This is a genomic window from Streptomyces toyocaensis (genome assembly GCF_000725125.1).
Lineage (GTDB): Bacteria > Actinomycetota > Actinomycetes > Streptomycetales > Streptomycetaceae > Streptomyces > Streptomyces toyocaensis.
In genome coordinates, this window is sequence record NZ_JFCB01000027.1 from 38,767 (window position 1) to 52,384 (window position 13,618).

Consider the following 13,618-nt stretch of genomic DNA (forward strand, 5'->3'; position numbering starts at 1 on the left):
AGGTGAACCCATGAGCGAACCCCCCCGCTTCGATCGCGGTCACACCGACGACCTCATGTCCTTCCTGGCGGCCAGTCCCACGCCGTACCACGCCGTGGCGAACGCCGCCGAGCGGCTGGAGAAGGCGGGCTTCCGGCAGGTCGCGGAGACGGACGCCTGGGACGCGACGGCCGGTGGCAAGTACGTGCTGCGCGGCGGTGCGATCATCGCCTGGTACGTCCCCGAGGGCGCCCCCGCGCACGCCCCGTTCCGGATCGTCGGCGCCCACACCGACTCCCCCAACCTGCGCGTGAAGCCCCGGCCCGACAGCGGGGCGCACGGCTGGCGCCAGGTGGCCGTGGAGATCTACGGCGGTCCGCTGCTCAACTCCTGGCTCGACCGTGACCTGGGCCTGGCCGGCCGGCTGTCCCTGCGCGACGGCTCCACCCGCCTGGTCAACGTCGACCGTCCCCTGCTGCGGGTCCCCCAGCTCGCCATCCACCTGGACCGCTCGGTGAACGCCGACGGCCTCAAACTCGACAAGCAGCGGCACACGCAGCCGGTCTGGGGCATGGGCGACGACGTCCGCGACGGCGACCTCATCGCCTTCCTGGAGGAGACCGCCGGCCTCCCGTCCGGCGAGGTCACCGGCTGGGACCTGATGGTCCACTCCGTCGAACCGCCCGCCTACCTGGGCCGCGACCGCGAACTGGTGGCGGGCCCGCGCATGGACAACCTGCTCTCCGTGCACGCCGGCACGGCGGCGCTCGCCGCCGCGGCGGGCCTGGGGTCCGGCCTCTCCTGCGTTCCCGTCCTCGCCGCCTTCGACCACGAGGAGAACGGCTCCCAGTCCGACACCGGCGCCGACGGCCCGCTGCTCGGCGGCGTGCTGGAGCGCTCGGTGTTCGCGCGCGGCGGCTCGTACGAGGACCGGGCGCGCGCCTTCGCGGGCTCCGTCTGTCTGTCCTCCGACACCGGTCACGCCGTCCACCCCAACTACGCGGAGCGGCACGACCCGACGCACCACCCGCGCGTCGACGGCGGCCCGCTCCTGAAGGTCAACGTCAACAACCGCTACGCCACGGACGGTTCGGGCCGCTCGGTGTTCGCGGCGGCCTGCGAGAAGGCGGGCGTCCCCTTCCAGTCCTTCGTCTCCAACAACGCGATGCCGTGCGGCACCACCATCGGCCCGATCACCGCGGCCCGGCACGGCATCCGGACCGTCGACATCGGCGTGGCCATCCTGTCGATGCACAGCGCACGCGAACTGTGCGGCGCGAACGACCCGTTCCTGCTGGCGAACGCGCTCGTCGCGTTCCTCGAGGGCTAGTCGCCCCGTACAAGGTCGTCGCGCCGTCCGGGGCCGGCCCGTGAGGAAGGGGCCGGCCCCGGTGGGACCGCCGGGGCCGGTACTCAGCGCCTCCACCAGGCGGCGCTCGCGTCCCGGAGGGTGTTGGTGCCGCAGTGCACCTCACCCATGCCGAGGTGGTACGTGTACCAGTCGTCGACGGAGGACACCTTCAGCCCGGCCCGCCGGTACGCGGCGTTCACCGCCTCGGTGAAGATGTCCTTGCCGCCCACGACCGGGCCCCACTGGCGGGGCGCCAGGTAACGGTCCCGGCCCAGGAGCACACCGTTCACCGCGCCCGGGACGTAGGCGCTGGTCATCACCGTCTCCGGGGCAGCCGTACCGCCCGGAGAGCCCGCGCCGTCCCGCGCCGTCCACTTCTGCTGGCCGCGTTCCCGCAGCGCGTCGACCAGCGGGGCCCTGCCGCCCAGCCGCGTCAGACGCGGGACGGGGACCTCGTCCCCGCCCTCGGCCGCCATCTCCGACTCGCGCGTGTACAGGGCGGGCACACGGACGATCTCGGCGTCGGTGACGCCCGTCTCCCGCTTGAGGATCTCCAGGTTGGCCGCGATCCGCCGTGCCGCCGTCTCGTTGTCGGCGATCAGGTTCCGGGAGGCGAGCGCCTTGTCGATGGTCTCCTTGGGCGCCGGCTGTCCGGCGAGACCCGGGACGGAGAACATCTTCGTGCCGCCGTGCCCGGCCCGCTGTGCGGTCCGCAGCAGCTCGAGCCCGCCCCGCGGGTCGGCGACCCCGACGCGCCAGCCGCGCGGGGTGTCGGCGGGAAGGAACTGCACGAACTCGTCGACGTGGCCGACACCCAGCCAGGAGGTGTCCAGCAGCAACGGATCCTGCAGGCCCTGCGACGCGAGCAGCGTCCGTACGGCCTTCGACGGCTTCTCCCCGCTGTCCTTGCGCCAGCCCTGGATGACGCGCCCGGCCGGGTAGGAACGGCCACCGTGCGCGTAGGGCGGAATGGTCTCCAGATTGCCCATGGAGTTGAGCGTCCAGTCCTCCGGGGCGGACCGGTCGAAGGCCTGCACGACGCCCACGTTCCGGCCGCGGACCTTCTCGAACAGCTCACGGCCCGCCTCGCGGTCCGGCTGGGCCGAGCGCAGCATCACCCGCATCACCTGCCGGCGGCCGTCCGTCCCGGTCATGCTGACGTAGGCCGGTTCCACGAAGTCCTGCGCCCAGGGGTCGCCGTACGTGTCGAAGGTGATCAGCGGCCGGTCGATCCCGGCCCTCCTCACCTCCTTGCCCAGTTCCTCGACGAACTTCTGCTGCAGCCGCTCCCACTGCCCCTTGCCGGGCACCTTCGTCACCATGACCTGCTGGGTGCGCTACAGGTGATGATGCGTCAGCAACGGGGCGACCCGCAGCGTCACCTCGTCGGAGGTGGTGCGGCCGCCGGCCGTCACGGTCAGGCGGATCACCGTCCGTCCGTTCCACTTCCTCGCGTCGCGGATCACATCGGTGGCCTCGACGCCGAACTCCACGCCCGCGCGCAGCTCCCCGGGCGTCAGCCGGGTCCGCGAGGTGACCGGCTCCCACGCCTTGCCGCGCTTGAGGAAGACATGCGTGTACCGGGCGCCGGCGGTGATCTTCACGCTGCCCCTGGACCCGGCCGGCGCCTTCGCCATGGGAACGGAGCGGATTCTCGCCAGGTCGGCGGCGTCGGCGCTGCCGTTGACCTTGCTGTCGGAGGCGTCGTTGCAGGCGGCCAGTTCGGCGTCGGACAGCCGCTTGCCGCCCGGGCCGGTGGTCCGGCAGCGCCGGGTGTCGTCGTCGATGTTCGGCAGCGTCACCGCTCCGCGGCCGGTGGACCAGGAGTCCTCGCCCGCCTTGTCCGTGCCGCCGGAGACGTCGACGCGGCCGTCACGGTTCACGTCGGCCCGCAGGTCGGCGTGGGCGGAGCCGCTCGCGGCATGGGCGGGGGGCATCGGTGTCGCGCATACGGCTCCCGTCGCGACGAGCGCGACGATCACCGGGCCCGCGGGGTTCCTGCGTATACCCGTACGTGTTCGCACGGCGCATCCCTCCTCAGGTGGGGGGTGGTGGTGTCGCCGTGCAAGAGGAGGATGACGGTCCGGGCGTTCCCGGTGGGTCCGTGGCATACGCCGTGGAACCGTACGAGACTGACGAAACGTCGGTTCCCAGCCACGTCCGCCGCGGCGCCCGACGTGCAGGTTCCGTGCCGTGCGCGCCCCGGACCCCGCCGCCCCCACAGGGCCGGACTGCCCATCAACTGGCCGACGGCGCATGGGAGCCGATGGTCCGGGTACTCGGGTCACACCGGAGACACCGGACAGGGAGGCGACACTCATGGGCCTCGGCGGATGCATCATCCTCATCGCCGTGGGAGCAATCCTCACGTTCGCGACCGACTGGGACATGCAGGGTGTCAACCTTGACCTGGTCGGCGTCATTTTCATGATCGTCGGACTGATCGGGGTCGCGACGTTCAGCAGCATCGCCCGGCGTCGGCGGGTCGTCGTACCACCCGCCACCCCGGTCGTCGACGACACCCGGCCCCCGCATCACACCCGTGACGGCTACAGCGACGGGTACGGGGTCTGACCGGGCCACCTCCGACGCGGAGACGTGCGGCACCCCTGGCGGGGCAGCGTGGCCGAGGGCGAGGGCGCGGGAGAGTTCGTCTCCCGCACCCTCGCCGCCGGGTACCGGCCCACCGCGTGGAGGACGGTGCCGGCGGGCCGGTACCCGGGGCGCGCCCGTCAGCCGAGCGCGTGCCCCGTCGTCGCGTCCACGTGGTCCGGCACCTCGTCGTGGCGGTCGCCGACGGTGAGGTGCCGGTGGGCTCAAAGAGCAGGATCGCGGTGGGGACCGGGGCGCCACTCGCCTGGCTCACCGCGGAGCGGGTGCGCCGGGGTGCCGGCTCATCGAGCGGGGGAGGAACGGCTGGACGTGGTGGCGGCGCGCAGCGGCCCGGGTACGGCGGCGAACCTGCGGGCGCGACGGAAGCGGGAGACCGAGCTCAGCCCATCGGCGTACCCGCGGCGTTTCGGAACGCGCGGCGGGGAAGCCCTCGTGTCATGAGATTTCTTGTGCGGGACCGGATTCTCGGCATCGGGGACGACTACTGGATCGAGGACGACCGGGGCAACAAGGTCTTCCTCGTCGACGGCAAGGCCCTGCGGCTGCGGGACACCTTCGAGCTGAAGGACGCCGAGGGACGGGTGCTCGTCGACATCCGCCGGAAGATGTTCGCCCTGCGGGACACGATGGTGATCGAACGGGGCGGCGAGCCGCTCGCCACCGTCCGGCGCAAGCGGCTGTCGCTGCTGCGCAACCACTACCGGGTGACCCTGGCCGACGGCAGCACCGAGCTCGACGTCAGCGGCCGCGTCCTCGACCGTGAGTTCGCCGTCGAGTACGACGGCGAGCTGCTCGCCGTGGTCTCACGGCGGTGGCTGCACGTCCGGGAGACGTACGGCGTCGACGTCGTGCGCGAGGACGCGGACCCGGCGCTGCTGATCGCGGTGGCCGTGTGCGTGATCAATCTGGCGGAGAAGGAGCGGGAGGACTGAGGGGACCCGCGGGCGCCCGCGTCAGCGGCGGGGACGGTCCAGACCCAGGACACGGTCCTTCAGGGCGGGGAAGCGTTCGCGGGTGCCCGCGACCGCCGCCGGGTCGAAGTCGACCGTGAGGGCCTCCTCGCCGGGGCCCGCCTCGGCCAGGACCCCGCCCCAGGGATCCACCACGATCGAGTGACCCGCCTGCGGAACCCCCGCGTGCGTCCCGGCCGTTCCGCACGCGAGGACGAAGGCCTGGTTCTCCACCGCCCGTGCCCGGGCCAGCAGCGTCCAGTGGTCCCGGCGCCGCTCCGGCCAGCCCGCCGGGACGACGAAGGTCTCGGCACCGGCGTCGACGAGACCGCGGAACAGTTCGGGGAAACGGAGGTCGTAACAGGTGGCCACGCCGACCACGGTGTGCGGCAGGCGGACCGTCACCAGTGCGTCGCCGGCCCCCATCAGCACGGCCTCGCCCTTGTCGAAGCCGAAGCGGTGGATCTTCCGGTAGGCGGCGGCCAGATCGCCGGAGGGGGAGAAGACGAGCGAGGTGTTGTAGAGCGCTCCCTCGGGGTCGCGTTCGGGAATCGAGCCGGCGTGCAGCCACACGCCCGCGTCGCTCGCGGCCTTGGCCATCGCCTCGAAGGTCGGCCCTTCGAGCGGCTCCGCCAGGCCGGCGAACTCCTCGTAGGCGAACGCGCCCGTGGTCCAGAGCTCCGGCAGCACGACGAGATCGGCACCGGCCTGATCCCGCACCATCCCGGCGACCCTGCGCCGACGCGATTCGGCCGGTTCGTCCTCGTTCACGGCGACTTGGAGCAAGGAAGCGCGCACACTACCACCGTCCTGGCATTCGACCCGCGCACACGGGCCTACGATCGTCACACGAAAGCACTGCCGGGGTGCCTCGGAGCAGCGTAACTTAGCGACCCGAGACACCCGTGAAGCGCAGCCACCGCCCACTGGCACCGCCGCCACAACCTGCCCGTGTACCGACCGCCGAGGGGTCCCGTTCCGTGAGCCTGCATCCCGCCCTCCAGCCCTACGCCGACGCCTGGACCCACTCCATCGAGGCGATATCCGAGCTGGTGCAGCCGCTCCCGGAGGCCGACTGGAACCGGCGGACGCCGTGCCCGGGCTGGTCGGTCCGCGACATCGTCTCGCACGTCATCGGCCTGGACTCCGAGATGTACGGCGACCCGCGCCCCATCCACACCCTGCCGCGCGACCTGTTCCACGTCACCAACGACCACCAGCGGTACATGGAGATGCAGGTGGACGTGCGCCGCCACCACACGGCGCCCGAGATGACCTCCGAGCTGGAGCTCACGATCATCCGCCGGAACCGCCAGCTGCGGAACGAGTCGCGCGACCCCGGCACCAAGGTGCGCGGCCCGCTGGGTACGGAACTGACACTGGAGGAGTCCATGCGCCGGCACGCCTTCGACGTGTGGGCGCACGAGCAGGACCTGCGCGCGGCCCTCGGCCGGCCCGGCAACCTGGACTCCCCCGGCGCGCACGTCGCCCGGGACGTACTGCTCGCCGAGCTGCCGCGCGTGGTGGCCGAGCGGGCGCAGGCGCCGCGCAGCTCGGCCGTCGTCATCGACGTCCACGGCCCGGTGGAGTTCCTGCGCACGATCCGCGTCGACATCCAGGGCCGCGGCACCCTGGAGACCGCGCCGGCCCTGGGCCCCGCGGCCGCCCTCGTCCTCGACTGGGAGACCTACGTCCGCCTGGCCTGCGGCCGCGTGACCCCGGGGGCGGTGGCGGACAGGGTGAAGACGGAGGGCGACCTGGACCTCGCGGCGGCGATCCTCCGCCACTTCGCCGTGACGCCCTGAGCCGCGTGCCCGCGGGGCGGCGCCGGGCTTGGGAAGAGCGCGCCGGGGCTGCCGCTCGGGGGGAAGCGCCCCTGCGGACGCCGGCCCGCACCTCCCGCCCCGCGGCGGGCCCTACGCGGGCACGTGCACGGACGTCACCCGGCTCGCCACCAACCGCTCCCGCTCGGCCCGCGCCGCCCGCCCGCGCAACCGCAGGATCTGCGTGACACCCAGCGCCTGCACCACGAACACGGACGAGAACGCGACGCCGTAGTCGTCACCGGTCGCGTCCAGCAGCACCCCGATCGCGAACAGCGTGGTCATGGAGGCGACGAACCCGCCCATGTTCGTGATCCCCGACGCCGTCCCCTGCCGCTCCGGCGGGTTCGCCGGCCGCGCGAAGTCGAACCCGAGCATCGAGGCGGGCCCGCAGGCCCCCAGCACCGCGCACAGCACCGCGAGCAGCCACATCGGTGCCGTGTCCGCCGGCCAGAGCAGCGTCGCCGCCCAGAGCAGCGCGGTGGCACCGACCGTGCCCAGTGCCAGCGGCAGCCGCGCCCCGTGGTGCCGGGCGACGACCTGGCCGTAGACGAGCCCGACGGCCATGTTGGAGAGCACGACGAGCGTCAGCAGCTCACCGGCGGCCGCCCGGGACAGCCCCTGTGCCTCGACGAGGAACGGCATGCCCCACAGCAGCAGGAAGACCATCGCCGGGAACTGCGTCGTGAAGTGCACCCACAGCCCGAGCCGCGTCCCCGGCTCCCGCCAGGACGCGGCGATCTGCCGGCGTGCGTAGGCGGGGCCCCGGTGCGGGACCGGCTCCGGTGCGTGGCCCTCGGGGTGGTCCTCGAGGAAGAGCACCAGCAGCACGAACACCACGGCCCCGGCGAGCGCGCTGCCCGCGAACGCGGCCGTCCACCCGATGCCGTGCAGCAGCCGGGACAGGACCAGCGTGGAGACGAGGTTGCCCGCCATGCCGACCAGCCCGGCCATCTGCGCGACCATCGGCCCGCGCCGCGCCGGGAACCACCGGGTGCCCAGCCGCAGCACGCTGATGAACGTCATCGCGTCCCCGCAGCCGAGCAGCGCCCGCGAGGCGAGCGCCATGCCGTACGACGGGGAGAACGCGAAGCCGAGCTGCCCGGCCGTGAACAGCACGACGCCGATGCCCAGCACCCTCTTGGTGCCGAGCCGGTCGACCAGCAGCCCGACGGGTATCTGCATGCCCGCGTAGACCAGCAGCTGAAGGATGGAGAACGTGGACAGGGCGGAGGCGTTGACACCGAACCGGTCGGCGGCGTCGAGGCCGGCCACACCCAGGGACGTGCGGAAGATGACGGCGACGAAGTAGACGGAGACGCCGATCCCCCAGACGGCGAGGGCACGCCGTCCGACGGGCGGCTCCGCGCACGGGACGCCGGAACCCTGCCGGGCGGTGCTCATCGCACCTCACCCCTGGCCAGGTGGGAGAACCAGCCGACATGCCGGTGGACCATCTCGACGGCCGCCTCGGCGTCCCCCGAGCGCAGGGCCCGGAGGATCTCCTCGTGCTCGGCGAGCGTCTTGGCGATGCGGTCGGGGTGGGAGTGCATCACCGCGACGCCCATGCGCAACTGGCGGTCGCGGAGCTGGTCGTAGAGGCGGGAGAGGATCTCGTTGCCGCCACTGCGGACGATCTCGGCGTGGAAGCACCGGTCGGTGACGGACGCGGCGGCGAAGTCACCGGCGGCGGCCTGCTCCTTCTGCCGGGCGAGCAGCTGCTCCAGACGCTCGATCAGACCGGGCGGCGCGGGTACGGCCTTGCGCGCGGCGTGCTCCTCGACGAGCAGCCGGGTCTCCACCACGTCGGCGATCTCCTGCGCGGACACCGGCAGGACCAGGGCGCCCTTCTTCGGGTAGAGCTTGATCAGCCCCTCGGCCTCCAGGCGCAGCAGCGCCTCGCGCACGGGGGTCCGCGAGACACCCACGGCCTCGGCCAGCTCCCCCTCCGTGAGCAGCGTGCCGCCCTCGAAACGGCGTTCGAGTACGCCCTGTTTGACGTGGGTGTAGACGCGGTCGGCTGCGGGGGGTTGCCTCACGGCGGCCAGGCTCATGCCGACACGATAGATACAACGCGTATGCGTGGAACTTCATGTCCACGATGCGGACTCGGCCCGCCCCCAGGGGAGTCGTCCCGCGACGAGCACAACCATCCGCCGCCGGCAGGAGTCGGACTTGTGCGGCCCCGTTGTCGGCCGCACCACAACTCTGCCGCACCACTGGGGCATTCAACTCAATCGGGGTACTTGACTTGAAGATCGGCATTCGGGGCATCCGCCTCCGCAGAGCCGTCGGCGCCGCCGTGACCACCGGCGCCGTGCTCTCGACCGGAGCCCTCTACGCAGCGCCCGCGCAGGCCGCTCCCGTGCAGGCCGCTCCCGTGCAGGCCGCGGCCGTGCAGGCCGCGGCCGCGCCCACGATCGTCGCCAAGGGCGGCTTCGTGATGAACAACGGGAACGGGAAGTCGCTGTACACGAAGGCGGCGGACACGCGTCGTTCGACGGGTTCCACCACGAAGATCATGACGGCCAAGGTCGTGCTGGCGCAGAAGAACCTGAACCTGGACGCCAAGGTCACGATCCAGATGGCGTACAGCGACTACATCGTCAGGAACAACGCCTCGTCGGCCCGGCTCATCGTCGGCGACAAGGTCACCGTGCGCCAGTTGCTGTACGGGCTGATGCTGCCGTCCGGCTGCGACGCGGCGTACGCGCTGGCCGACAAGTTCGGCACCGGCAAGTCGCGGTCCGAGCGGGTGAAGTCGTTCATCGGCAAGATGAACGCGGACGCGAAGAAACTGGGCCTGAAGAACACCCACTTCGACTCGTTCGACGGCATCGGCAGCGGCAAGAACTACTCCACGCCGCGCGATCTGACGAAGATCGCGAGCAGCGCGATGAAGAACTCGACGTTCCGCGCGATCGTGAAGACGAAGAAGTACACGGCGAAGACGAGGACGAAGTCGGGCGGCACCCGCACGATGGCGCCGTGGACCAACACCAACACCCTGCTCAGCAGCTACAGCGGAACGATCGGCGTGAAGACGGGCTCCGGCCCGGAGGCCAAGTACTGCCTGGTCTTCGCCGCGACGCGGGGCGGCAAGACGGTCATCGGCACGGTGCTGGCGTCGTCCTCCGCCGCCCAGCGCGAGAAGGACGCCATGAAGCTCCTGGGCTACGGCTTCGGCAAGATCTGACGCATGCGCACGGGAAAGGGGCCCACGGTCACCCGTGGGCCCCTTTCGTCGCTGTCAGGCCCAGGTGATCAGCCGCTTCGGCTGCTCCAGGACCGCGGCCACGTCGGCCAGGACCTTCGAGCCCAGCTCGCCGTCGACCAGGCGGTGGTCGAAGGAGAGGGCCAGCGTGGTGACCTGACGGGGCTTGACCTTGCCCTTGTGGACCCACGGCTGGAGCTTGATCGCGCCGACCGCGAGGATCGCGGACTCGCCGGGGTTGAGGATCGGCGTGCCCGTGTCGACGCCGAAGACGCCGACGTTCGTGATCGTCACCGTGCCCGCCTGCATGGCGGACGGGGAGGTCTTGCCCTCGCGGGCCGTGGACACCAGTTCACCCAGGGACTCGGCCAGTTGCGGCAGCGTCTTGGCGTGGGCGTCCTTGATGTTCGGCACGATCAGACCGCGCGGCGTGGCCGCCGCGATGCCCAGGTTGACGTAGTGCTTGACCACGATCTCCTGGGCCGCCTCGTCCCACGACGCGTTGACCTCGGGGTTGCGCTTGATCGCGACCAGCAGGGCCTTGGCGATCAGCAGGAGGGGGTTCACGCGCAGACCCGCGAAATCCTTGTCCTGCTTGAGCTCCTCGATCAGCTTCATCGTGCGCGTCACGTCGACCGTCACGAACTCCGTGACGTGCGGCGCGGTGAACTTCGAGCCCACCATCGCCGCCGCCGTGGCCTTGCGGACCCCCTTGATCGGGACACGGGTCTCGCGTGCGGTGTCGTACGACACCGGGGCGGCCGGAGCGGGAGCCGCGGGGGCCGGCACGGCCCCCGGCTCCTGAGGAGCCGGCACCGCGGTCACCGCCGCGTGCACGTCCTCGCGGGTGATGATGCCGTCCGGACCGGTCGGGGTGACGGTCGCCAGGTCGACGCCCAGGTCCTTGGCCAGCTTGCGCACGGGCGGCTTGGCCAACGGACGGCACGCCCCGGCCACGGGGGCATGGCCGTTCAGCTCCGTCCGGACGGCATCCGCACCCTGCTGGGCGGAGGCGTCCGGCGCCGCCGTCCTGCGCGGGCGGCGGCGCGTCGAGGACGTCGCCACGCCGTAGCCGACCAGGACCGGCTGGCGGGCCACGGGCTCGGCCTTCGGCTCCTCGGCCGCCGGCTCCGGCACGGCGGCCGGGGCGGGTGCCTCCTCCACCGGCGCCGCGCCGCCCGAGACGTCCACCGCGATGATGGACGTGCCCACGTCGACCGTGGTGCCCTCGGGGAAGTGCAGCGCGCGGACCACGCCGTCGTAGGGGATGGGCAGCTCGACGGCCGCCTTCGCCGTCTCGACCTCGCAGACCACCTGGCCGTCGGTGACCGTGTCACCCGGCTGGACGTACCACTTGAGGATCTCGGCCTCGGTGAGGCCCTCGCCCACGTCCGGCATCTTGAACTCGCGTACGGACGCGTTCGTCATCGTCGTCACGACCCTCTCCTCAGTACACCAGCGAGCGGTCGACGGCATCGAGCACCCGGTCCAGGTCCGGGAGGTAGGACTCCTCCAGACGGGCCGGCGGGTACGGGGCGTGGTAGCCGCCCACCCGCAGCACCGGGGCCTCCAGGTGGTAGAAGCAGCGCTCGGTGATCCGGGCGGCGATCTCCGCGCCGGAACCGAAGAACACCGGTGCCTCGTGGACCACGACGAGCCGGCGCGTCCTCTCCACCGACGCCTGGATGGAGTCGAAGTCGATCGGGGAGACCGAGCGCAGGTCCAGCACCTCGAGGGAACGGCCTTCCTCGGCGGCCGCGTCGGCGACCTCCTGGCAGAGCTTCACCATCGGGCCGTACGCCGCGAGGGTGAGGTCCGTGCCCTCGCGCACCACCCGCGCGGTGTGCAGCGGGCCGGGGATCGCCTCGGTGTCGACCTCACCCTTGTCCCAGTAGCGCCGCTTGGGCTCGAAGAAGATCACCGGGTCGTCGCTCTGGATGGCCTGCTGCATCATCCAGTACGCGTCGGACGCGTTCGACGGCGACACGATCTTCAGACCGGCCACGTGCGCGAACAGCGCCTCCGGCGATTCTGAGTGGTGCTCCACCGCGCCGATGCCGCCGCCGTACGGGATGCGCACGACGACCGGCAGCTTGACCTTGCCCAGCGAGCGGGCGTGCATCTTCGCGAGCTGCGTGACGATCTGGTCGTACGCCGGGAACACGAAGCCGTCGAACTGGATCTCCACCACGGGGCGGTAGCCGCGCAGGGCCAGGCCGATCGCGGTGCCGACGATGCCCGACTCGGCGAGCGGGGTGTCGATGACGCGGCTCTCGCCGAAGTCCTTCTGCAGACCGTCCGTCACCCGGAACACGCCGCCCAGCTTGCCGACGTCCTCGCCCATGACGAGGACCTTGGGGTCCGTGTCCAGCGCACGCCGCAGCGACTCGGTGATCGCCTTGGCCAGGGCCATCTTTTCCGCCATGTCACTTACCCCCGTCTTCGTCCGCGAACGACGCCTGGTAGGCGGCGAACTGCGCCCGCTCCTCGTCCACGAGCGCGTGGCCGTCCGCGTACACGTTCTCGAAGATGGCGAAGTGGTCCGGGTCCGGCATGGCGCGGACCGCTTCGCGCACTCGTTTGCCCAACGCCTCGCTCTCGGTCTCCAGTTCCGCGAAGAATCCCTCGTCCGCGTGGTTCGACACCTCGAGGTGGCGGCGAAGGCGCAGGATCGGGTCCTTCGCCTCCCAGGCGGCCCGCTCCTCGTCGTGACGGTAGCGGGTGGGGTCGTCGGAGGTGGTGTGCGCGCCCATGCGGTACGTGAACGCCTCGACCAGCGTCGGGCCCTCACCGGCGCGGGCCCGCTCCAGGGCCCACTTGGTGACGGCCAGATTCGCCAGCACGTCGTTGCCGTCCACGCGGACGCCCGGGAAGCCGAAGCCCTGCGCGCGCTGGTACAGCGGCACGCGGGACTGCTTCTCGGTCGGCTCGGAGATCGCCCACTGGTTGTTCTGGCAGAAGAACACCACGGGGGCGTTGTAGACCGCGGAGAAGGTGAAGGCCTCGGCCACGTCGCCCTGGCTGGAGGCGCCGTCGCCGAAGTAGGCGATGACGGCACTGTCCGCGCCGTCCTTGGTGACGCCCATCGCGTACCCGGTGGCGTGCAGGGCCTGGGAGCCGATGACGATCGTGTACAGGTGGAAGTTGTTCCCGTTGGGGTCCCAGCCGCCGTTGTTCACACCGCGGAACATGCCGAGCAGGTTGGTCGGGTCCACCCCGCGGCACCACGCGACACCGTGCTCGCGGTAGGTGGGGAAGACGTAGTCGTCGTCGCGCAGCGCCCGGCCGGAGCCGATCTGCGCCGCCTCCTGCCCGAGCAGCGAGGCCCACAGGCCCAGCTCGCCCTGGCGCTGCAGGGAGGTGGCCTCGGCGTCGAAGCGGCGGGTGAGCACCATGTCGCGGTACAGACCGCGCAGGTCGTCGGCGGTGATGTCGGCGACGTACTTGTCGAACTCGGCGTTCTTGACGCGCTTGCCCTCGGGCGTCAGCAGCTGCACGAGGGCGGGCTCGGCGCTCTTCCGGGCGCCGGTGGCCTTCTTGGTGGTGCTGGTGGTGCGCTTGGTGCCGGTGGTGCCGGCCTTGTTTCCGGCGCTGCGTCGCGGTGTGCGCGCGGCAGTGCTCTCCACGGTCACGTGTGCTCCTCCGTCGGTCCGGCCCCCGGGGTTGCCGGTGGGCCAGTGCGGCTCAC

The 13,618-nt window shown here is 71.8% G+C and carries 11 protein-coding genes and 3 pseudogenes; 6 read left to right on the forward strand and 8 right to left on the reverse strand.

Going from position 1 to position 13,618, the window contains the following annotated elements; all coding sequences use genetic code 11:
* The first annotated feature begins 10 nt into the window (after positions 1–10).
* The gene (locus BU52_RS24785; RefSeq protein WP_037938166.1) at positions 11–1,309 is read left to right on the forward strand and encodes a M18 family aminopeptidase; all 1,299 of its coding nucleotides are present in this window, start codon (positions 11–13) and stop codon (positions 1,307–1,309) included.
* An 83-nt stretch (positions 1,310–1,392) separates the two neighbouring features.
* On the opposite strand, the pseudogene BU52_RS24790 reads toward BU52_RS24785, so the two are convergent.
* Positions 1,393–3,354 (reverse strand): annotated as a pseudogene (locus tag BU52_RS24790) (protein-arginine deiminase domain-containing protein).
* A 295-nt stretch (positions 3,355–3,649) separates the two neighbouring features.
* Here BU52_RS24790 and BU52_RS24795 point away from each other — a divergent pair.
* The gene (locus tag BU52_RS24795) at positions 3,650–3,904 is read left to right on the forward strand and encodes a DUF6458 family protein (protein WP_037938168.1); all 255 of its coding nucleotides are present in this window, start codon (positions 3,650–3,652) and stop codon (positions 3,902–3,904) included.
* 158 nt (positions 3,905–4,062) lie between these two features.
* Here the strand turns inward: BU52_RS24795 and BU52_RS36480 are convergent.
* Positions 4,063–4,178: pseudogene (locus tag BU52_RS36480) on the reverse strand (cupin domain-containing protein); the annotation flags it as partial.
* On the opposite strand from BU52_RS36480, the pseudogene BU52_RS36485 reads away from it, so the two are divergent.
* A pseudogene (locus tag BU52_RS36485) lies at positions 4,177–4,384 on the forward strand (AraC family transcriptional regulator); the annotation flags it as partial. The pseudogenes BU52_RS36480 and BU52_RS36485 overlap by 2 nt on opposite strands.
* A complete protein-coding gene (locus BU52_RS24800; protein ID WP_037938171.1) occupies positions 4,381–4,875 on the forward strand; it encodes an LURP-one-related/scramblase family protein in 495 nt (164 codons plus the stop codon). The pseudogene BU52_RS36485 and the gene BU52_RS24800, both read left to right, overlap by 4 nt.
* 21 nt (positions 4,876–4,896) lie before the next feature.
* Here the strand turns inward: BU52_RS24800 and BU52_RS24805 are convergent, their stop codons facing one another.
* Positions 4,897–5,691, reverse strand: coding sequence for a carbon-nitrogen family hydrolase (locus BU52_RS24805; RefSeq protein WP_037938173.1), 795 nt, complete (start codon positions 5,689–5,691; stop codon positions 4,897–4,899).
* 182 nt (positions 5,692–5,873) lie between these two features.
* Here BU52_RS24805 and BU52_RS24810 point away from each other — a divergent pair, with 182 nt between their 5' ends.
* Entirely contained in the window at positions 5,874–6,698 is an 825-nt protein-coding gene (locus BU52_RS24810; RefSeq protein WP_037938174.1) for a maleylpyruvate isomerase family mycothiol-dependent enzyme, read from the forward strand.
* 111 nt (positions 6,699–6,809) lie between these two features.
* Here BU52_RS24810 and BU52_RS24815 read toward each other — a convergent pair whose 3' ends face one another.
* On the reverse strand, positions 6,810–8,120 hold the full coding sequence (locus BU52_RS24815; RefSeq protein ID WP_037938177.1) for an MFS transporter: 1,311 nt from the start codon (positions 8,118–8,120) through the stop codon (positions 6,810–6,812).
* Positions 8,117–8,770, reverse strand: a complete 654-nt coding sequence (locus BU52_RS24820; protein WP_037938179.1) for a GntR family transcriptional regulator — start codon at positions 8,768–8,770, stop codon at positions 8,117–8,119. Before BU52_RS24820 ends, BU52_RS24815 begins: the two co-directional genes overlap by 4 nt.
* A gap of 197 nt (positions 8,771–8,967) precedes the next feature.
* On the opposite strand from BU52_RS24820, the gene BU52_RS24825 reads away from it, so the two are divergent.
* Positions 8,968–9,912, forward strand: a complete 945-nt coding sequence (locus BU52_RS24825) for a D-alanyl-D-alanine carboxypeptidase family protein (RefSeq protein ID WP_037938181.1) — start codon at positions 8,968–8,970, stop codon at positions 9,910–9,912.
* 54 nt (positions 9,913–9,966) lie between these two features.
* Here the strand turns inward: BU52_RS24825 and BU52_RS24830 are convergent, their stop codons facing one another.
* Genes BU52_RS24830 through pdhA form a run of 3 tightly spaced genes read right to left on the reverse strand, consistent with a single transcriptional unit; the run spans position 9,967 to position 13,562 of the window.
* A complete protein-coding gene (locus BU52_RS24830) occupies positions 9,967–11,367 on the reverse strand; it encodes a dihydrolipoamide acetyltransferase family protein (RefSeq protein WP_037938183.1) in 1,401 nt (466 codons plus the stop codon).
* A 10-nt stretch (positions 11,368–11,377) separates the two neighbouring features.
* Positions 11,378–12,355, reverse strand: coding sequence for an alpha-ketoacid dehydrogenase subunit beta (locus BU52_RS24835; RefSeq protein WP_037938185.1), 978 nt, complete (start codon positions 12,353–12,355; stop codon positions 11,378–11,380).
* 1 nt (position 12,356) lies between these two features.
* Complete coding sequence (gene pdhA / locus BU52_RS24840) at positions 12,357–13,562, reverse strand: pyruvate dehydrogenase (acetyl-transferring) E1 component subunit alpha (RefSeq protein ID WP_037938187.1); 1,206 nt, start codon at positions 13,560–13,562, stop codon at positions 12,357–12,359.
* Positions 13,563–13,618 lie beyond the last annotated feature (56 nt).

Excerpts from the sequence above, each read along its gene's own strand:
- BU52_RS24785 (WP_037938166.1), top strand. The coding sequence starts at position 11 with ATGAGCGAACCCCCCCGCTTCGATCGCGGTCACACCGACGACCTCATG.
- BU52_RS24795 (WP_037938168.1), top strand. The coding sequence starts at position 3,650 with ATGGGCCTCGGCGGATGCATCATCCTCATCGCCGTGGGAGCAATCCTC.
- BU52_RS24800 (WP_037938171.1), top strand. The coding sequence starts at position 4,381 with ATGAGATTTCTTGTGCGGGACCGGATTCTCGGCATCGGGGACGACTAC.
- BU52_RS24815 (WP_037938177.1), bottom strand. The coding sequence starts at position 8,120 with ATGAGCACCGCCCGGCAGGGTTCCGGCGTCCCGTGCGCGGAGCCGCCC.
- BU52_RS24820 (WP_037938179.1), bottom strand. The coding sequence starts at position 8,770 with ATGAGCCTGGCCGCCGTGAGGCAACCCCCCGCAGCCGACCGCGTCTAC.
- BU52_RS24835 (WP_037938185.1), bottom strand. The coding sequence starts at position 12,355 with ATGGCGGAAAAGATGGCCCTGGCCAAGGCGATCACCGAGTCGCTGCGG.